This is a genomic window from Microcoleus sp. K4-B3, assembly GCF_036704615.1.
GTDB lineage: Bacteria > Cyanobacteriota > Cyanobacteriia > Cyanobacteriales > Microcoleaceae > Microcoleus.
In genome coordinates this window covers 19,385-39,441 of sequence record NZ_JAUBSF010000024.1, presented here as the reverse complement: position 1 = coordinate 39,441, position 20,057 = coordinate 19,385, and the positions used below count along the sequence as shown (strand labels likewise).

The 20,057-nt window shown below is 45.1% G+C and carries 12 protein-coding genes and 1 pseudogene; 6 read left to right on the top strand and 7 right to left on the bottom strand.

The genetic code is table 11. The features are described 5' to 3' along the window. Positions 1-368: 368 nt before the first annotated feature. Complete coding sequence (locus QUA78_RS13310) at positions 369-3,374, top strand: GAF domain-containing protein (protein ID WP_333301828.1); 3,006 nt, start codon at positions 369-371, stop codon at positions 3,372-3,374. A 7-nt stretch (positions 3,375-3,381) separates the two neighbouring features. Here QUA78_RS13310 and QUA78_RS13305 read toward each other — a convergent pair whose 3' ends face one another. The 6 genes and pseudogenes from QUA78_RS13305 to QUA78_RS13280 form a co-directional block, all read right to left on the bottom strand. Further along, the gene (locus QUA78_RS13305; protein ID WP_333301829.1) at positions 3,382-4,158 is read right to left on the bottom strand and encodes a pentapeptide repeat-containing protein; all 777 of its coding nucleotides are present in this window, start codon (positions 4,156-4,158) and stop codon (positions 3,382-3,384) included. Between the two features lie 176 nt (positions 4,159-4,334). Continuing rightward, positions 4,335-5,406: pseudogene (locus tag QUA78_RS13300) on the bottom strand (ISKra4 family transposase). 75 nt (positions 5,407-5,481) lie between these two features. Continuing rightward, on the bottom strand, positions 5,482-7,596 hold the full coding sequence (locus QUA78_RS13295; RefSeq protein ID WP_333301830.1) for an ATP-binding protein: 2,115 nt from the start codon (positions 7,594-7,596) through the stop codon (positions 5,482-5,484). Between the two features lie 44 nt (positions 7,597-7,640). Beyond that, positions 7,641-10,586 (bottom strand): AAA family ATPase, encoded by a 2,946-nt coding sequence (locus QUA78_RS13290; protein WP_333301831.1) that lies wholly within the window; start codon positions 10,584-10,586, stop codon positions 7,641-7,643. Between the two features lie 48 nt (positions 10,587-10,634). After that, entirely contained in the window at positions 10,635-11,447 is an 813-nt protein-coding gene (locus QUA78_RS13285; RefSeq protein WP_333301832.1) for a serine/threonine-protein kinase, read from the bottom strand. Between the two features lie 427 nt (positions 11,448-11,874). Beyond that, positions 11,875-12,519 carry a pentapeptide repeat-containing protein gene (locus tag QUA78_RS13280; protein WP_333301833.1) on the bottom strand — a complete coding sequence of 215 codons (645 nt, stop codon included), beginning with the start codon at positions 12,517-12,519 and terminating at the stop codon, positions 11,875-11,877. Between the two features lie 961 nt (positions 12,520-13,480). Here QUA78_RS13280 and QUA78_RS13275 point away from each other — a divergent pair. Beyond that, complete coding sequence (locus QUA78_RS13275) at positions 13,481-13,918, top strand: helix-turn-helix domain-containing protein (protein ID WP_333301834.1); 438 nt, start codon at positions 13,481-13,483, stop codon at positions 13,916-13,918. A 288-nt stretch (positions 13,919-14,206) separates the two neighbouring features. Here QUA78_RS13275 and QUA78_RS13270 read toward each other — a convergent pair whose 3' ends face one another. Beyond that, positions 14,207-14,560, bottom strand: coding sequence for a metal-sensitive transcriptional regulator (locus QUA78_RS13270; protein WP_333301835.1), 354 nt, complete (start codon positions 14,558-14,560; stop codon positions 14,207-14,209). 284 nt (positions 14,561-14,844) lie between these two features. Here QUA78_RS13270 and QUA78_RS13265 point away from each other — a divergent pair, with 284 nt between their 5' ends. The 4 genes from QUA78_RS13265 to QUA78_RS13250 all read left to right on the top strand — a co-directional run bounded on the left by QUA78_RS13265 (position 14,845) and on the right by QUA78_RS13250 (position 19,819). Continuing rightward, a complete protein-coding gene (locus tag QUA78_RS13265; RefSeq protein WP_333301836.1) occupies positions 14,845-16,089 on the top strand; it encodes an HhoA/HhoB/HtrA family serine endopeptidase in 1,245 nt (414 codons plus the stop codon). A 76-nt stretch (positions 16,090-16,165) separates the two neighbouring features. Continuing rightward, positions 16,166-16,816, top strand: coding sequence for an RNA ligase family protein (locus QUA78_RS13260; protein ID WP_333301837.1), 651 nt, complete (start codon positions 16,166-16,168; stop codon positions 16,814-16,816). A gap of 153 nt (positions 16,817-16,969) precedes the next feature. Further along, positions 16,970-19,378: an EF-hand domain-containing protein gene (locus QUA78_RS13255; RefSeq protein ID WP_445302349.1), complete on the top strand. Its 2,409-nt coding sequence runs from the start codon at positions 16,970-16,972 to the stop codon at positions 19,376-19,378. Between the two features lie 93 nt (positions 19,379-19,471). Next, positions 19,472-19,819: a hypothetical protein gene (locus tag QUA78_RS13250; RefSeq protein ID WP_333301839.1), complete on the top strand. Its 348-nt coding sequence runs from the start codon at positions 19,472-19,474 to the stop codon at positions 19,817-19,819. Positions 19,820-20,057 lie beyond the last annotated feature (238 nt).

Sequence of the window (20,057 nt, the reverse complement as noted above, 5' to 3'; positions counted from 1 at the left end):
GAAATTCAAATTCTTTCGTTCGTTATCATTGTATGAAGTTTTACAACAAATGTCAAATTATCCTAACAATCAATAATTCTGATAGTAAGAGTTTAATATTGCGAGAAATTTATAAGAGGATTAAAATAATAATTGTTATTTGCTTAAGTCGCTCTGCAGGTTGAAGGCAGGGACTCAACCGGCACGATCGCAGATTTTTCTTATCCCAGGGCGCCAAAGGCGATAGACCGTCGTCTCTCACCAGTGCGCCACCGATTAACTGTACAGATCGGTTGAGTCAAAAACTCAGGCTGATGCATTTGAGTTTGATCCCTCCAACAGCACATCAAAACTTCTTACGATCATTGTATAAGTACAAAAGGAGATTTATGCAACTCACAGAAAATACGCAAGAATTACATCATAAACTAGACAGAGAAGTTTTGGTACGGCGGATAACTGAACGCATCCGCCAATCTTTAGAATTAGAAGATATTTTAACCAGTACGGTAGCAGAAGTGCGGTCTTTTTTGAAAACAGATCGCATTATGATTTACAGATTTAGTGTTGACGGGAGTGGAGAAGTTGTTGCTGAGTCAATTAATAACAACCGTCTCCCTTCCTTGAAAGGACTGCACTTTCCAGCAGACGACATTCCCGCACACGCCCGGGAGATGTATGTGAGTATGCGCCAGCGGACAATCATAGATGTTAACTCCGGGACGATCGTCCTGAGTCCCCTTGATGCTGCAGACACCGGTCAACCTTTAGTAAATGAAGAGATGCACTACCGATCGCTCGATCCTTGCCACACAGCTTACCTGATGGCAATGGGAGTGCAATCTTCCTTAGTCGTCCCGATTTTGCACCGCAGGATCGCGTCGGAAAATAGCAACACACATATCTGCGATGCCCCGACGTGCCTGACTCGATACGAGCCAGGAAACAATCAAAAAATTCACATCGAACTGTGGGGACTTTTAGTGTCTCACCACTGTGCCCCCCTCAATATTTCACCAGCAGATTTAGAAGTAGTTCAGCTTGTATCAGATCAATTGTCTAGCGCTATCGCCCACGCGATCCTCCTCCAGCAAACCCGCTCTCAAGCCACCCGGGAAGCTACCGTGAGCCGCATAGCAGCCCTGTTGTACGGTCACGCTAACATTCGACTGCAACAAGGTTTAGAAGCCACCGTCACCGCTTTGGGCGGCAGTGGCGGCAGACTCTATCTCAACCCCCCCAACATTAAGGGTGAAAAGTTATCGGTTCCCAAGATCGATCGAGCATTTTCCATTACCCCTGCCCAAAGTGATGCTACCTTTGAACTGTTCGCCACAGGAGAACAACCCACACTTCCCGACTGGGAAACAGTCAAGGCGATCGAAGCTCATCCCCTCTGGCAGCAATGGCTAACCAAAGGATTCAAAAATACCGAAGAAATTCCCAAATTCCCAATTCTTACTAATGCTCAATTTCCAGTTTGGATAATTACCGACTTATACAAAGAACCTCTATTTAGAGTTTTAGTTCCAGCTTTCCAAACTACTAAAATTCGGGGTTTGCTGGTAATTCCGCTCCACTACCAACAAAAAATAGTCGGCTGTTTGACCATTTTTCGCAATGAAATTGATACCGAAAAAATGTGGGCGGGACGCTTTGATAGCAGCGCTGCACAAATGCTTCCCAGACAATCCTTTGAACTCTGGCGAGAAATTAAAAAAGGTCAGTCACCAGAGTGGAAGTCGGAGGAGATAGAGCAAGCTTTAGCTATAGGCAGCCAATTTTGTGCGGCAATTGGGCAGTACGTTCTTTATAAAGAAGTGCAAGCCCTAAATGCCAACTTGGAGCGTCAAGTTCAAGAACGCACCGCCCAATTGCAAAAATCCTTGGACTTTGCTCAAGTATTGACGCGAGTTAGAGACCAGATTCGCAGTACATTGGATTTGAAAATCATACTGCAAACTATTGTGCGAGAAGTCAGAGTTTTGTTGGATACCGATCGCACGGTAATCTACCAATTTGCTGGAGACAAACAGGGCGAGGTAGTTGTCGAAGCTGTTTGCGGCGAGTGGCGGTCAATTTTAGGTATCACATCTCCACAAGAATGCTTTCCCGAAGGCTCAGACTGCTTCTATCAAACCGAGCGGGTGCGAGCAATTAATGATATTTATACTGAGGATTTAACACCCTGTCACCGCGAATTTTTGGAAGATTTGCAGGTGAGAGGAAGTTTAATTGTACCGATGAGAGGCAAAGATTCCCAATTGTGGGGGTTGCTGATTGCCCATGAATGTTCGGGGCCCAGAGTTTGGCAAACAGCAGAACAGGAATTGGTGCAACATTTAGCGGCTCAAGCTGCGATCGCCATTCACCAAGCAGAACTTTATCAAGAAAGTCTCAATGCAGCAACTGCCGAGCGATTAAAAGCCGAACAGCTAGCTAAAACCCTCACAGAACTGCACAATACCCAAGCCCAACTGATTCAAACCGAAAAAATGTCCAGTCTCGGACAACTGCTGGCGGGAGTCGCCCACGAAATCAATAACCCCGTTAACTTTATCTACGGCAATCTGTCCCACGCCAGCGAATACACCAAAGATTTGCTCTGCTTGGTGGCACTCTACCGCCAGCACTACCCCAATCCCAACCAAGAAATTAGCGAGTGCTCCGAAGCAATCGACATCGAATTTCTTGCCGAAGATTTGCCAAAAATTTTGGGTTCCATGACAGTCGGAGTTGACCGCATCCGCCAGTTAGTTGTATCTTTGCGCAATTTTTCCAGGAGCGATCAAGCCGAGAAAAAAGCCGTTGACATTCACGAGGGCATCGACAGTACCCTGTTGATTTTGCAGCACCGGATCAAAGCCAATTCCGATCGCAACACCGTAGAAATTATTAAAGAATACGGCAATTTGCCCTTAGTAGGATGCTATTCCAGCTCGCTCAATCAGGTATTTATGAATCTGATAGGCAATGCCCTTGACGCCCTAGAAATGGGAAAAAAATATCTAGGTATGAATCTTCCCTTGAAAGCGGCAAGTGCAGCGGCGACACATTTAAGCTCGCAAATACTGCCTATCGAGTCAGGAGATATAAATTCCACCACCGAGTGTTTGATTCCTGATTTCCCCTCTCCTTGCATTCGGATTCGCACTGAATTAATCAATGAAAAAACGGTAGGAATTTGCATTGCCGACAATGGTCACGGCATCCCCAAAGAGTTAATCTCTCACATATTTAATCCGTTTTTTACTACTAAACCCGTAGGTCGGGGCACGGGTTTAGGACTGTCTATCAGTTACCAAATAGTAGTTGAGAAACACCAAGGCGTACTCAAGTGTGTTTCTATACCTGGTCAGGGTACAGAATTCAGGATCGAGATTCCACAGAATTAGGTAACTGTTAAGGCAAGATCAACTTCACCAGAACAGAACCGATCGAACCAAGAAGACTCATAAAGTCGCCGCGGCTGGCAGTGCGGGGTTCCGTAGGCTTTTGGCGCGCCACAATGGCTTCGGCTAACTGCTTTGACAACTCCTGACCTTGGGGATTTCCTTGAGCTGCAAAAAGTTGGTTTGCTCTTGCAGCGTCTTGAGTCGCGCCGGCGAAGTCTCCCAAGTCAGCGCGAGACATACTGCGCGCAAAATAAACTGCTGCTAAATCCGATTTCAGATTCAGTGCTTGATTGTAATAATCAATGGCGTTTCTGTAGTTTCCCGCTTGAGCTTCCAGCACTCCCAACCGGTAGAAGTCTTCAGCGGTGCCGATATTGGTTGGCATTCCTCTAACTCCGAGCAGTTGCGCGTTACTTAAATTAGCGCCTTGCAAATTGGCGTCGCTGAGATAGGCACTTCTCAAATCAGCACCGCTGAGGTTGGCACCGCTGAGGTTGGCCCCCGTCAGGTTGACGCCAAACAGACTGGTGCCGCTGAGGTTGGCACCGCTGAGGTCAGCCCCGGTGAGGTTGGCTCGGCTGAGGTTAGCCAACCTCAAGTCAGCACCTTTGAGATTGGCTCCTGTTAAGTTGGCTAAAACCAAGCCTGCACTGCTGAGGTCGCAGTTGGGGCACTGTCGGGTGGCTAGTAATTGTTGCGTGTGTTGGATGTTCTCGGCTGCTGCAGGAGCGATCTGGGCGATCGAGCTCAGTAGCGTTACAGCAGCGAGGATTCTGAGTTTCATTTTAACCGTCCAAAATCCAAAATATTAAATCTAAAATAGCTTTTATTGAAGCAATTGAAAATCAACATAACACAAGTTCACCCAACAAATCTTTTGACTCGCCGTATGTAGGAGTTCTGTGCGCCATCAGCACCCTACATTGAAGTTATCGGGAGCATCCCGATTTTGCAAAAACATTAAACTGCAAATTCACCATTTAAGTAGGCACAACGCAGTTGCAACATTTGAGAAACACTTTCAGATTTCCACTGCGAAGAATGAAATTTTTAGCCTTCTACCTATTTGCTTGACGGCTGATTCTACCGCTGGCGAACCGATGGAGCCTGGTTGTAATTCTTGACAAGTTTCATAGTCCACAAGGCGAAGACGGTGTTTTTTGAGGTAGGCACGGAAATTAATGACTTGCCGACTGTGGCAGTTGTCAAAAATAGCGAGCGCATCTTCTACCCGACCACGCCATAACAAAGCCTCAGCTTGTTTAAGCCGCTTGCCGGAGCCACCAACTTTATACAGATTTTCTTTCAGGTGATACCAGTCTAAGATTTCCTGCCTTTGTGAAGTTGTCGCAATTTCCTTGAATAAATTCCAAACACCCGGAGTGACCATCTCCTAAACAGATTACAGGATTAGTTAGCGACTGACTATTCACCCAATCTGTGAGGCTTAAGTTATCTTGGAAAAAAGCGCCATAGTAAAGGTCTTGCAAGCGCACTGCCTTATAGTCGCGCCACTGACATGGGAGTCCCCGTTCGGTTCGGAGTCGCACTTTACCGCCATCTATGCTCACTTGTGCTAGAGCCTGTTTGACTTCAGGGACGGGAAATTCTTGGCGTTGCACAAGTCTGTGTTGACTGCTATGGCTGACCTTAACTCCTGTGAGGGTGGCCAGGTCAACACAGGCATTTTGGTACGACTCCGAAGCAGAAAGTAAAAAACAGCATTTTTCAAGCATTGGACTTCTACGGCTGTAAGCCTCCACCCCCAAGCGGTTTGCTTGTTTTTGTGTAATTTTGAGCCGTCCTACACAACTGTTAAGCGTGCGCGTGCGCCCTTTAACCGTTTTGGTTACTTTTTGGATAAAAAAAGGGCAACTTTGGGGCTGACATATTCTAACATCTGTTGACGTACTACTTTCTCAAGCCCTTCTAGGGTAGCTATTTCTGCTGAATCTGTATTTCTGTAGAGGATTTGCGCTATTTCTTGAGTACAAGCTGATAACCGTAATTGTTCTTCGGGAGTTAGGCTCATTTTTTTTCCCCGATCTATTCTCTTTATTTTAGCTGCTGGCAGTCTATTTGCAAAATCGGGATGCTCCCTGGAAGGTTAGGTTTTAATGAGCTGTCGCAGCGGAATTTCTACGATCAATTCTGCCCCCTTCCCCGGTGACGAAATGCAGCGCAAATTTCCGCCGTGTTTTTCCACCACTATTTTATAGCTAATTGACAATCCTAAACCCGTCCCCTTACCAACAGGTTTAGTGGTGAAGAAGGGGTCAAAAATATTCTGCTGGATTTCTTCAGGTATGCCGGAACCGTTGTCAGCAATTCGGACAGCAATTTTGTTGTCTATAAGTTCTGTGCGAATGCGAATGCTAGGGATTGGGGACTGGGGACTTCCCAATTTCCCTTTTCCTTCTTCTAAAGCATCGATCGCATTCGTGAGAATATTCATAAAGACTTGATTTAGATGACCCACATAGCACTCGATTGCGGGCATGGTGCCATATTCTTTAATGACTTCAATGGCGGGAGTCCCATCATTTTTATTAAAGCGATTTTGCAAAATTAGCAGCGTACTCTCTATGCCTTCGTGAATGTCTACCCGCTTCATATCGCTTTCATCCAGACGGGAAAAATTCCGCAGCGATAAGACAATATTGCTGATGCGCTTGACTCCCATCTGCATCGATTCTAGTAGCTTTGGCAAGTCTTCGACGATAAAATCAATTTCGTTTTTTTCGGCTTGTTCTTGAATTTCTGGGTCGGGTTCTGGATAGTGCTTTTGATAGAGGTTCAATATATTAAACAAATTTTGAATGTATTCTTGGGCGTGAGACAAATTCCCATAAATAAAGCTGGCGGGGTTGTTGATTTCGTGGGCGACTCCCCCGACTAATTGACCGAGAGAAGCCATCTTTTCATTTTGAATCAGTTGAATTTGGGTGCGTCGGAGTTCGTCTAAGGCTTGTTGAAGTTCGATCGCTTGTTGTCTCAATCGCGCTTCTGAGTCGCGCAAGGCGGCTTCGGCTAATTTGCGTTCGGTGATGTCTCGATAAACGACGCCTACGGCGAAGACATTGCCGGTTGAGTCTTTAATGGGGGAAAGGGTTGATTCGCTATAGGAAGGAAGATCGCCGACGTTAGTAGCATCCTCAAAATGCAGCGATTTACAGGTATTAAAGACTGTCTCAAAGCGGCTCGTCCACAATGGAATCAATTCTGGAGAATCTTTTAAAATCTCTGGAAAACTTTTCCCAATCACGCGATCGCGCGGCTTCTGAATATTATCTAGCCACGCTTGGTTAGCATAGAGACAGTGATAATTTTTATCCCACACGGCGATGAAGTCGTCGGTAGATTCAAAAATGGCGCGAAATCGTTCTTCGCTTAAGCGCAGTGCATCTTCGGCGAGGAGGCGATCGCGGATTTCTTGTTGCAAGTAATCATTTTTTTCTTTTAATTCCAGAGTTCTTTCTTCTACTTTAACTTCTAGAGTTTTGCTGTAGTCTTGCAATTGATTTTTAGCCGTTTCTAAGTTAGTATAGAGACGAGCATTTTCAATCGAGATAGCCGCTTGGGAAGAAAGCAAGCGTAAAATTTCCAGGCGATCGCTCGTAAAGGCACCTTTGGTGAGATTATTTTCTAAATAAAGCAGTCCGACGAGTTTTCCTTGATGAATGAGCGGCGTACATAAAAGCGATTTGGGTTGAAAAGTAACGATATAAGGATCTGCACTGAATCGAGGTTCTGCATTAGCATCATTTAAAACCAAATTCTCGCGAGTTCGCGTTACATAGTTAATCAGCGAAAGCGGGAGATTAGAAGAGTGCGGGTTTTGTAGGGGGGTTATCGGTGTGGTTTCTAGATTGTCGGTTAAATCCGTCCCTACATACACGGGAATCGATTGCAACACATTGACTTCATCTCCCTCCTCGGTAATAGTCGCTTCTACAAACAATTCTCCATCTTTTTCTAAGATGAGAGAGCCCTTTTGGGCTCCGGCATTTTCTCGAACAATTAGCATGAGCTTCGAGAGCAACTTATCGAGAACAATTTCTCCAGCTAAAGCTTGCGAAGCTTTCATAATTGTGGTAATATCTAGGTGAGAAACTCCCGTGCTTGTCGGTGAGCTTGTGGTTTGGGAGATTTCCACACTGGGAATTTCTCGATTTAGCTTTTTCGAGAAGAACTGAGGGTATCGCTCTTCTAAGTCTTGCACTTTAGCGGTGGCTCCCCAGCGAATATATCCGTGGTAGGCTTGTTTCAGATAACTTTCCGCGATCGTTTTTTTATCCGCAAGAAGTAAAATTTTGCTGCTAGTTCATTTGCCAGCGCTTCTTCTTGAATGTATCCGTGTTCTACCGCTCCTTGAATGGCTCGCTCATAATAATCCATTGCTTTCTCATTTTGCCCCAAAACCCGCGCTTTTTCTGCCTCTACTAAGTCATACTTATGCTGAAAATTACAAGGCGCATGAAATGCCCAAGTCTTCATTTTTTCTTGATTCGCGGCTAATTGACTGAGATATTCTTTTTTCTCTTTTAGTTGGGCTTTTGGATACAGTGCTAGGAGGGCAAGAGAATGGTAGAATTTGTAGAGGGTATTCTGAAGCAATCCCACGCCGTAGCTGGCATATTCTGATGATAAATTGGCGCTGGCTACTGTTCCTTCGTAATCCTTAAATGAATAAAGGAGAATCGTTTTGGCGACATAGTAAAAAAACAATAACGTATTATTGTTAGCCTCTTTAATGACTGGAATCATTTCTTCTTCATTAAAACTATCGCCAATTAAATTGAATTTATTCGGGGCTTTTCCGAGGAAATTCTTAACAAGTTGCTGGTAAATTTTCATCCCCCCAATATCGTACTCCTGTTTGTATTTGATAGTCATAGCGGCATATTTGGCCTGAGATAGCTCTACTTTTCCCAGTTCCTGCCCACTTAAAAATCTGAAATAGCAAGAACTCATCGCATGGTGACAAGCATATTCTATGTCTCCTACTTCCAAGCCGCTTTGAATGCCATCAATAAAAGGTTCTTCGTTTTCCTTTATTGGATCTTTCCAGTGGTGAATAAGGACATAAAATATACAAATTAACTTGGCTTTAAGTGTATTGGCATCAAATTTTTCCAATAAAGGCAAGGCTAGTTTGCCAAATCGATATCCAGACTCTATGTCTCCCATTGCCCCACACAGGAGTACCCCATACCAAACATAAGCGCAAGCGGATTCGGGTGAATTTCCATAGGCGATCGACAACCTTATCATTGTAAAAAGAATCGGTGAAAACATCTCTAAATTTGCAACATAAGCCGCTAGGACGATGCTCATTAAGATTCGCATAGCCGCGATTTTATCGGGATCTGTCATTAGCGGTAAGTCAGCTAAATCGTCAATCATCAGTTCTTGAGGAAGTTCTTGCTCCAAGCGAACGCCCAGCATTTCCAAAACCTCGATTCCGGTATCGATGACTGAATTTATCCGGTTTCTAGAAAACTCTACCTGAATTTTTAGCTCGTACACTTTGACTTTTTCTAAGAGAGTTTTCGCCTGTTTTAGAATGACATCAGATAACTGTTGCGATCGCTCAAAGTTAGTGTTTAAGTATTCAGCTTCGGCTGCTGCCAAATGAAGAGTTAACGTCAGGTCATACTGACTCTCCCAACTATCTGAGGCAAGCAGTCCTAAACCCACATTCAAATATTTAATAGCCGACTCATACGCTGTTGCTGCTTTCGCTTTCTGACCCGCTATCAAATTAAGGGAAGCTAGCTCATATTTTTCTGAGTCAGTCGCCAGTAAGTCAGTCCCGTAATTAAGTTGGTTAACCAGGGCGAAAATATTTTCTTTTCGTTCTTCAGGCGTTGTATTTTGCAGCAGTAGTTGACCGATTTTCAGGTGAGTCTGTTTTTTTTGCTCATCGGGAATCAAAGAATAAGCGGCTTGCTGCACGCGGTCATGTAAAAATTTGTAGTCTACCTTGACATCGGTTAAGGTAAATCCCCCTGCGTCTTCCTGACTAAATACCAGAGGAATTTTGTACTCATTGCTTAAAGGTAAAATCAACCCAGTCTGAAGTGCTGACCACAATTGTGCAGCCATGACGAAGGAAGATTTTTCATTGACGATCGCCAAGACTTCTAAGTTAAACGTATTGCCAATACAAGCCGCCAGTGTTAAGACTTTCTGCGTATCGGGCGACAGTTTGCGAATATTTATAGCGACCAGTTCGACAACATTTAAATCTGTAATGCCAAGGGCTTGAATTTGCTTTGTATCCCACTGCCAAGCCCCTAAATATAACTCATAAGTTAACAATTTTTCTTGGTAAAGAGTTTTGAGTAGTTGAATTAAGAAGAAAGGATTTCCCTGAGTTTTGTTGAAAAGCAGAGACGCGAAATTTCGCGTCTCTACAGATAGAGATTCCGATCGCACCGATTCATCCTTTAAAGTATCGGCGATTAATTCTTCGACGTGAACCAATTTTAACGGACCAAGTTCGATGTTATTGACCGTTGCACCCGCTTGTGGAATTTTTTCAATCGTTTGAATGGTTGGATGGGTAGGAGAAACTTCGTTATCTCGATATGCGCCAATCAGCAATAGATATTTGCTATCGCTATCGGTCATCAGCAGTTCAATCAATTTCAGGGATGCCGAATCGGCCCACTGCAAGTCATCTAAGAAGACAACTAGGGGATGTTCTTCGGTTGTAAATACGCCAATAAATTGTTTAAATACCAGATTGAAGCGGTTTTGCGATTCAGTTGCCCCTAGTTCTGGCACGGGTAGCTGTTTGCCAATAATTAGTTCTACTTCGGGAATAACGTCAACGATGATTTGCCCGTTAACACTTAAAGCGGCTAACAGGTTTTCTTGCCAAATTTTGATTTCTGTTTCGCCTTCAGTGAGCAGTTGCAGAATTAATGATTGGAATGCTTGAATCAGGGAAGCATAAGGAATATTGCGCTTGAACTGGTCAAACTTGCCCGCAATAAAATAACCTCGTTGCCGCACGATGGGTTTGTGAACTTCATTGACTAAAACGGTTTTTCCAATCCCTGAATAACCGGAAACGAGCATTAATTCGGTTGTGCCATTCGCCACGAGATCGAAGGTTTCCAGAAGCTTATTAACTTCGGTTTCCCGACCGTAGAGCTTCTGCGGTATATTTAATTGACTGGCTTTATCGGCACTTCCAGCCACAAACTCGTAAATAGATCCGGTAGCCTGTAGTTTTACCAGGCAGGTTTCTCAGTCAAATTTTAGCCCTTCAGCGCTTTGGTAGCGGTCTTCAGCATTTTTGGCTAATAATTTCATTACGATGTCGGAAATAGCGGGCGGAATTTCAGGATTCAGCGCTTGTGGCGGGACAATTTTTTGGGCGATATGGCAGTACACCAATTCCAGGGGTTCGCTGTTCGTGCAGGGTAGAACTCCTGTTAAAATTTCATACAATGTTACGCCTAGCGAATAAAGATCGGTGCGGTAGTCAATCGAGCGATTCATCCGGCCAGTTTGCTCGGGCGACATATAAGCGAGGGTGCCTTCTAAAAAATGAGGATGACTGGCCGCCGCGTTTTCTCGCTCTAGGCGCGTAGCGATGCTAAAGTCAGCCAATTTTACCTCGCCTGTTTTGGGATTAATTAGGATATTTTGGGGTTTAATATCTTTATGGATGACGTGCTTTTTATGCACTTCGGCTAGGGCGGATGCGATCTGAATAGCGATTGTGAGGAAGTCGCTCAATTCATTTTTTTTAGAGACCATATAATTTTTTAGCGACTCTCCCCCAAAATCTTCTAAAATGAGCGCTAAACCGTTTTTATAGGTTTCTAAGCTATAGGGTTTAACAATTCCTTCTAGAGCGTCTAGATGCTGTAATATTTGATATTCGTGTTTGAATCGGGTAATTTCTTCGAGGGTGGGATACTCGGCTTTGAGGAGTTTGACGATCGCCCCCTTGTTTGTTCCCGCGATCGCTGCTCGATAAATTGCAGTATTGACACCTGACTGAATTTCTTCTATAATCTCGTAACTACCAATAGACCTAATCAAATGATTCATCGTTGATGCCTCCGATTGAAATACATGAGTATGAATACTCCCTATAGAGGGAGGATTGAAAAGTCAATCTGGTTGCAGCGTAAGCAGCTTTGCGGATAGGTCTGGTGGGTTTTTCTAATGTTTTAATTATAGATAAACTCGATCGATTATCTGGGATTTTTTAATATGTTTTAATGAATGGGCGATAAAGTTAGCGCATTGCAGTTAATAAAACTTTAAACTAAAAATTGGCTCAATATGCAGTTAGAATGCGGCAGGGGTCAGCCCGACATGCGAAAATCGCTACATTACAAAAATGGGATGCTCCCGAAGTTATCCGCCTTACCTTAGTGTCAAATAAACACTTCCCTGCCAATAAATTAGGGTAATGAATTACTCATTACCCTTTAGCCGCGGTTCTCGGCAACCATAAAAATTAACAAATAAATTACTCGTGAATCGTGCCGTCGGGCATCGTCGTACCCTTAAGATATACTCCGCTCAGGTTGACTTTTGTAAGGTTTGCTCCCAACAGGTTTGCGCCGCTTAAGTCTGACGCACTTAAAATCGCTTCAGTCAAGTCTGCCCTAATTAGATTCGCACCCATTAAGTCGGCTCCGCTGAGGTCTACTTTGCTCAGGTTTGCGCCAATTAAATCGCATTCTGTGAGCACTGCCCTGCGCAAGTTTACTCCGTAAAGATTTACTCCGTGCAAGTCTGCACGGCTGAGTGTTGCCCGAGATATGTTGGCTCCAATTAAAGTTGCTTGGATCAGGGAAGCTCCGCTCAAGTCTGCTTTGCTGAGGTTCGCTCCCATCAACTCAGCTCGATTCAGGTTAGCTTCAGCTAAAAGTGCTTCTGTGAGGTCGGCTCCACCTAAGTCTGCTCTGCTCAAATTAATCTTGCACAAATTGGCTTTGGCAAAGTTGACTCTGTTGAGTTTGGCTTTGCTGAGATTGGCTCCAATCAGGTCGGCTTCATACAGATTGGCTCCAATCAATTCTGCTTCGTAGAGGTACACCTCGTGCAGGTAGACCCCGCTAAAATTTCTTTCTCCTATTGCGTATAGCTTGAGCAGTTCGTCAACGTTCATTGTGGTTTCTCTACACCTTTTAAATGAAGAATACTGTCAGCAAGCTGGTTACACCGGATGTTCTGCAATTTTAGATTTTAGGTTCTGAAAGATTCAGACTCAGGGTGAGACTTCCCTCAATCTGCAAGGTTTTAGGTGGAAAGTACGATCGAACCCATAACTTTTTGTGGCTAGTTGAGCTTACTGAGCATTCATGTGATTTAGATCACTAACTGGTGTTAGTAGTATCACATAGAAATTACAGTTTCGATCACAGCAGGCGGGAAAAAATAGCCGATACTTGTAAAGTAATGCTGAGAAATTGACAATGCCACCCTCGTCGTGTTTTACTCAACTGGCGATAAAGCAAGTAGTTTCACAGATAATTGCCCGCGGCAGGAAAGTCGGTTGCAACGTCACTCGGCGCTAGCCGCTCCGGGCGATCGGAGAGTAGATATATCAGGATTTCTCGCACAGCGAAAGTCAGAAATGCACTTCTGGTAGTAGGGAAATGTCTGTATAAAAATGCGCTCGCTGTGTAGAGACCAAGCCTGTTTGCTAGCACCTAATGACTAAAAATCACCCATACGTTCGCAAAAATTACCAATAAATAAATCAAAAAAAAACCATGATATCTGTTTAACAATAAGAGAACAAATGGTATGACTTAAAAGTCACCTATTGCAGCTAATGTTACAGTCGATCGGTTAACGGCTATCAGTATTAGGAATGACGCTTGTCTATCAAATACAAAACTGACCCAGAAACCCGGTTTTTTTACCAAAAAACTTCGTTGCAATCCTTGCTCCAGGTTACAAAAATCCGCTTTCTGAGCGTCTGAGTGCGTCCAAAAATCAAAAAGTTTAATGAGAGCGCTTTTTTTGTATTGCTTGATGGCAAACAAAAGGCGAGCATTTAGGAGCGAATATTGCTCCCTTGTAAAACAAAGGTATTGTATAACGCTAATCGTGAGGTAATTGATATGGCTGGAGTATGTAAACTTAGCATCACAGAGACAAGTGAAGAACTAAAAAACTTGTTAAATGAACAAAAAACGGCAAGTGGCTTTCAAAAAATTCAAGCACTTTACCTGTTCAAAATTAGTCATGTTAAGACAGTTAAAGAATTGGCAATGACGATCGGGGTAAACCGAATTACAGTGCAGCGGTGGCTGAGAAAGTACCGCTCTGACGGACTCGAAGGACTCCTCGAAACAAAGCACAGCGGCGGCCGCAAGCCGGCGATTCCTCATCTTGCCCGCGCTAGTTTGGCAATGCGCCTCAGCGACCCTCAGAAAGGCTTTAAAAGCTATGGAGAAATTCAAGAGTGGTTGCAGCAGGAATACAGCATTGAGGCTTCCTATAAAGCGGTTTACGCAACAGTCAGATACCACCTAAAAGCCAAGCTGACGAAAGTCTAGATACTTCATACCAAGTCCGATTAATCACCGATTATCTAATGGTTTGCAGTCAGCTTTTGAGGAGTTCCGTCGTCACGACAAACCTGACTAATTCTTTTTTAACAAAACGCGCTCTCATAAACTGCGGAGCATATAAATTATATGTGGCGGCGATTGGGGTGAGGGGGAGAAAATTTGACGCTTTTCCCGCGTTTGTGAAAAATGTTTAAAAAATTCGCCATAAATCATAACTTGCAAGTTTTGTCTAATTTGCAGGTTTTGTTATATGGATGTAAAAATTGGCAGTGGCTAAGGCAAAAATCGATCCAAAGCCGCTTTCAACTCTTCTATTTCGGTATCAATATTGCCTTCTTTCGCGGCTCTGGCGATGCACTCAGTTAAATGTTCGTCGAGAATGATTCTCGCTACGCGATCGAGCGCGCCTCGAACCGCAGCAACTTGCACGAGAACTTCGGGACAGGGACGGTTTTCTTGCACCATAGTTTTGATGCCGCGCACGTGTCCCTCAATCCGAGACAAGCGATTTACCAGCCGCCGCATCGATTCTTCATCGTGATGGTGAGGGTGGGCTGATTTATCGTCGTGATGGTGGTGGGAATTTGAGGCCAAGGATTTGTCAGTAGAAGTATCAGATAGAATCATCGGGGTTATACCATTTTAGATTTTAGATTTTAGATTTTAGATTGGGAATGAGTGATTTCGTAATGGTTGGGCCCACGGGCCTAGAGTTGCATTCTTTTTTTGAAACTGGTATTACTAGGGAATTTTTTAAAGTTAGAATTCAGAATAGGGTGAGTTGGTGCGGGATCGTGACTCATGTATTGTAACTGTCAAAATATATTTAGGATCTTCATCGTGGCAGATTATTGAGTCCGCACGATCGCACACCTTTACCAGACTAACCCAGACTAACAAAGATTGACGCTATGCGACTATTTAAGTTTTTTCGCCCCGCACCTCGAACCGATGCTCGTTGGTTCGCCCTAATTTTAGGAATGACGATCGCCCTGAGTGCTTTAGCAATCAATGCTGCACCCGCTACCGCCGCTGACGGCAAAAATCCGCCCAACTTACAGTTCCAGAGTTTCCCAGCCACCGCCGCGAATCCGCAACTGTTAGCGCTGCGGAGTCCGGAACTCCCGGGGGATACCGGCAGCTTTGTCACGGCCGCCGTCGATCGAGTCGGGCCAGCAGTTGTTCGGATTGATACCGAGCGCACAGTCAGTCGCAACCTCGACCCCTTAATGGAAGACCCCTTCTTCCGCAGATTTTTGGGAGAAGATTTACGCAGCATGACCCCCAGACAAGAACGGTTGCGCGGTCAAGGTTCCGGCTTCATTATTGACAAAAGCGGGATTGTTTTAACCAACGCTCACGTAGTTGACAAAGCCGATCGAGTGACTGTCACCTTAAACGACGGCAGAACATTTCCAGGAGAAGTGCAAGGTACTGACGAAGTAACTGATTTGGCAGTTGTCAAAATTAATACCAAGGAAGTTAACTTGCCCGTGGCAACCCTAGGAGATTCCGACGCGGTGAAAGTAGGAGATTGGGCGATCGCCGTGGGCAACCCCCTCGGATTTGACAACACCGTCACCTTGGGCATTATCAGCACCCTCAAACGATCCAGTGCAGCCGTCGGCATTCCCGACAAGCGGCTCGATTTCATTCAAACCGACGCGGCCATCAATCCCGGCAATTCCGGCGGCCCGCTGTTAAACAGCAGAGGAGAAGTGATTGGCATCAACACGGCAATTCGAGCTGACGCAATGGGTATTGGCTTTGCGATTCCGATCGACAAAGCCAAGGCCATCTACGCGCAGCTAGCCAAGGGAGAACAAGTCAGCCATCCGTTTTTGGGGATTCAGATGATTGCTTTGACTCCTGAAATGGCCAGAGAGAATAATTCTGACCCCAATGCTCCTTTGATTGTGCCGGAAGTTAACGGAGTGTTAGTGATGCGAGTTGTTCCCAACACCCCTGCTGAGAAAGCAGGGCTTCGCAAGGGAGATGTCATCGTTCAAATAGACGGTGAGGGAGTGACTGAGGCCGAACAGTTGCAAAGTTTGGTGGACAACAGCAAAATCGGTCAAATTCTGAAACTGAAAGTGCGCCGCGGTTCCCAGATTAAAGAACTTGCGGTTAAAACTGCTCAACTGAGGGATTTTTAACTAGAAGGGGAAGGGGGGAAACTGTTAGAAACCCTTTCCTTCTTCCTTCTTCCTTCTTCCTTCTTCCTTCCTCTATATGACACGAATTCAACTTGCCTATCCCAAAATTCCAGATAGTAAAAATTGCCCTCACGAACAATGTATAGCTTTTGAGAAGTACGATGGTACTAATTTGCATTGGGTTTGGGAAGTAGAACTCGGTTGGTATGCTTTTGGTACGCGCCGCAGTAGATTTGATTTGGATGAGATGGGAATTGCAGAATTTAACGCTGCACATCCAGGTTTAGAAGCAGCACCTGAAATATTTCAAAGAGACTTTGCTAGTCCCTTAGAGTCTATATTTCGAGAGAACGAACAGTATCACTGCGCTGAAATTACTGTGTTTACAGAGTTTTTTGGTGCTAACTCGTTTGCGGGAATGCACCAAAAGGACGATCGCAAACAATTGGTGCTTTTTGATGTGGAAACCGATCGGGGTATGGTTATTCCCGATCGGTTTATTCAGGACTTTGGTAAATTAAATATTGCGCGAGTGATTTATCGCGGCAAACTGACGGGCAAGTTTATGGATGATATTCGCGAGGGGAAATACGGTGTGGATGAAGGTGTTGTGTGCAAGGGAGGCCGCAATGCTAATAATCTGTGGATGGTGAAGATTAAGACTGATGCGTATATGCAGAGATTGCAGCAAGCTTTTAAGGATGATTGGGAAAATTACTGGGAGTAATATCAAACTGATAGATCGACTGTCACAAGCCAAAGTGGGAGATATCGGCAACCCCCTTGGATTTGACAATACCGTTGCGTAAGTCATCAGGAATTAAAGTATATTGGTCATAATCAATAGACAGCCAATAAAAAAACCATGGAGGATTTAGTTATGACATCTGTGGAGCTTGAAAAAAAAGCCATGACTGAAGAAGAGGTGGCAAAGTTATGGGAAGCGTTTCAAGTATTTGACGCGGACGGGAGCGGTTCTATTTCATCAGAAGAACTCGGTCAAGTGATGCGATCGCTAGGCCAGAGTCCTAACGAAACCGAGCTGCGCGACATGATCAAGGAAGTGGACGTAGACTTGTCGGGCAGTATCGATTTTGAGGAATTCAAAATGCTGATGGTGTCCCGGCAAGGCGATCGCCAGAGTCGTCTCAAAATGGCATTTAGTGTATTTGATGAGGATGGCAGCGGTCAAATCACTAAAAACGAGATGCAGGGTGTGATGAGCCAGTTTGGGCTGACAGAGCAAGAGCTCGATGAGATCGTCAAAGAGGTAGACCATGACGGCGATGCCTCAATTGACTTTAAGGAATTCTGCAAACTGGTACCGGATGAGTCAGAGCTCACATCAGGATATCAAGACTCGCCGGTTCCGGTTGTCAGCACACAGACAACCGAGATTTCAGACAGTACAGCGGCTGCGATCGCAACTACAGCAACTGCTATCAATGAGGCAGCTTCTGCCACTATTGAACCTAATCTACAAGAAGCACCCACCGATAGCAATCCAGAAATAGCGCGGCTAAAAGAACTACTCGCGCAACACCCACAAGCTGAGAACAAGCGCGGTACGTCCCGCTTGCAGATGCAGATTGGTTTGTTTCGTCTGATCCAGGGAGCAGCCTACCGCAGCTTCCGCGAGAGTTTTTCCGCCAACCACGAGACTCACCTGCGCGTGAGAAACTTGCCATACAGAATCGCTGATTTTGTACAATTTGTCAGGAGTGCGATCGGGCTTTATAAAGGATTGGGTGTAGTAGAGTCTGCGTGCAACCCTGTACTGGATGCAGTAGTGAAATCGATCGAAGATGAATATGCCAGACTGCAAGCTCGCATCAAAAACTGGAAGACTATAGAAAAAACTCCAGAAATGTTGGCAGAACAAAAAGCCATGTTGGAGGCGCGGGGTAAGTCTGCCAGCGCCAAGGAAAAGTTTGCGGCGGGAGTGGAGTTTGCAATCACCATCAAGAAGAAAAGTCTTAACTTGCGGGACATCGCCGAGGGTGTGCTTGCCGTCAACGAACTCAACCGACTGCGGAAAATGGAACTGAGTGAGGAAATGGCACCGCCACCAGCCCAATCCGAGGGAGATCCCAAAGAGTACCTGAAGAAGTGGAACCGCGTCATCCTCTCGGATGCGTCAGAGGAAATCAATGGTGCGATGATGCCAGTCGCCTATTGGTATGAAGACTTCATGCCGAAGCTGCTGGCTGCCTTCAGCGTCAGCACAGCAGCAGACATCCCCTTGAACACGGTGGCTGACGAAGCAGCTTTAAACCAGTGGTACGAAGCCACTAAAACGTCAGGGGAATTTGGGCGCTATGGGGCGGATGTTGTAGAAAGCTTTCCCAAATGCGCTCCAAAACAAAAGCTAATGCTCAAACAGGCATGGCGCTTGACGCACAACTACCTGAACGGGGTACAGAAACGGCGCGAACGCTTGGAGTTTGGGCGCGAGTCTGGCGAACTCTCGCAATATGTATCGTTCATTGACGTTTATATCGATCGCAGTGAAATAAAGAATTCACAAATGCGCGTCAGCTTCCCGTATTATATTGGCCCTGCGGTGTGGCGTTTCTTTCACACTACGGCTGAAATCGTCTCTACCAAGACCCCCCAACAGCAAAAAACTCTGGTGGCCATCTTCAAGGACTTCTTCAAGCTGTTTGCCACTATGTATCCCTGCCCCTACTGCCGCCACCACCTCAACGCCTACGTCGTGCAGAATAAAGAGGTGGAAATGTACCCTGTGGAGTACCTCGTGCTTGGGCGCGACCCGCGTCTGAATGACTTTGAGGTATCAATGGAGGCGAAGCTGTCCACCGTAGTAGATGGCGCTTCCCTGCGCTTATTCTTCTGGAAGCTGCACAATACTGTCTCCTCATCAATTGCGCGATCGGAGGAGTGGTATCACAAGGATGAGAAAGCATTTTATACCACTCGTTATTGGCCCAGCATTGACTCTGAGCTAGCACGAGCCAACGCCCTCAAACACATTAGCATTGCCACCGATCGGATGTACCGCCTCTACGGTATGCTCAAGCCCGCGGCACGACTGACAGGGGTGAGAGCAACATTGCAAAAGCTGTTGGATAAGAGGGATGAGGAAGGCATCAAGGAGGCTTGCTTAGTTGCCCAAGATTACATCAAGGAGTTGGAGGAGGCGATCGTCACCGGACAATTCCTACAAGAGACATATTACTTTGACCCTGACCTTGTGGATCAAGCTCCAGTCTTTAGTCCTGAAGAAGAGGAGTTTGCTCGCAGCGGTGTGTTCGTAGAGGTTGCTTAAATATTAGTGAGTAAAAAGTTAAGTTTTTAAGCTTAACTTTTTACCTCTTCAACATTTCGAGAGAACGAACAGTATCACTGCCCTGCAATTACTGTGTTTACAGAGTATTTTGGTGCTAATTCGTTTGCGGGAATGCACCAAAAGGACGATCGCAAACAATTGGTGCTTTTTGATGTGGAAACTGAGGGCGGTATGGTTGTTCCCGATCGGTTTATTCAGGATTTTGGTAAATTAAATATTGCGCGAGTGATTTATCGCGGCCCACTGACGGGCAAGTTTATGGACGATCTTCGCAAGGGGAAATACGGTGTAGATGAAGGTGTTGTGTCCAAGGGAGGCCGCAATGCTAATAATCTGTGGATGGTGAAGATTAAGACTGATGTGTATATGCAGAGATTGCAGCAAGCTTTTAATGATGATTGGGAAAATTACTGGGAGTAATATCAAATCTGAAGACTAACTTTTTCCATGAATCATCGAGTAGTGCGATCGGTGAAACCTCCTCTTTTGCTCCCCCTTTACCAGAAGAGTTGACAAAAAACCTATCTTGTGCTGAGATGGCAGTGCTGAAGGTGCAGAGCGAAAATATCAATTTTTGATTTGGAGAGTGGGACGGCGCGATCGGTTTACGTTACGGAGCAGTCTGTGTGCGGTCTGTTAAAATCTTTGTAACTTGTGT

Coding starts and splice junctions, on each gene's coding strand:
- QUA78_RS13310 (WP_333301828.1), top strand. CDS start 369: ATGCAACTCACAGAAAATACGCAAGAATTACATCATAAACTAGACAGA.
- QUA78_RS13305 (WP_333301829.1), bottom strand. CDS start 4,158: ATGAAACTCAGAATCCTCGCTGCTGTAACGCTACTGAGCTCGATCGCC.
- QUA78_RS13285 (WP_333301832.1), bottom strand. CDS start 11,447: ATGAATCATTTGATTAGGTCTATTGGTAGTTACGAGATTATAGAAGAA.
- QUA78_RS13280 (WP_333301833.1), bottom strand. CDS start 12,519: ATGAACGTTGACGAACTGCTCAAGCTATACGCAATAGGAGAAAGAAAT.
- QUA78_RS13275 (WP_333301834.1), top strand. CDS start 13,481: ATGGCTGGAGTATGTAAACTTAGCATCACAGAGACAAGTGAAGAACTA.
- QUA78_RS13270 (WP_333301835.1), bottom strand. CDS start 14,560: ATGATTCTATCTGATACTTCTACTGACAAATCCTTGGCCTCAAATTCC.
- QUA78_RS13265 (WP_333301836.1), top strand. CDS start 14,845: ATGCGACTATTTAAGTTTTTTCGCCCCGCACCTCGAACCGATGCTCGT.
- QUA78_RS13260 (WP_333301837.1), top strand. CDS start 16,166: ATGACACGAATTCAACTTGCCTATCCCAAAATTCCAGATAGTAAAAAT.
- QUA78_RS13255 (WP_445302349.1), top strand. CDS start 16,970: ATGACATCTGTGGAGCTTGAAAAAAAAGCCATGACTGAAGAAGAGGTG.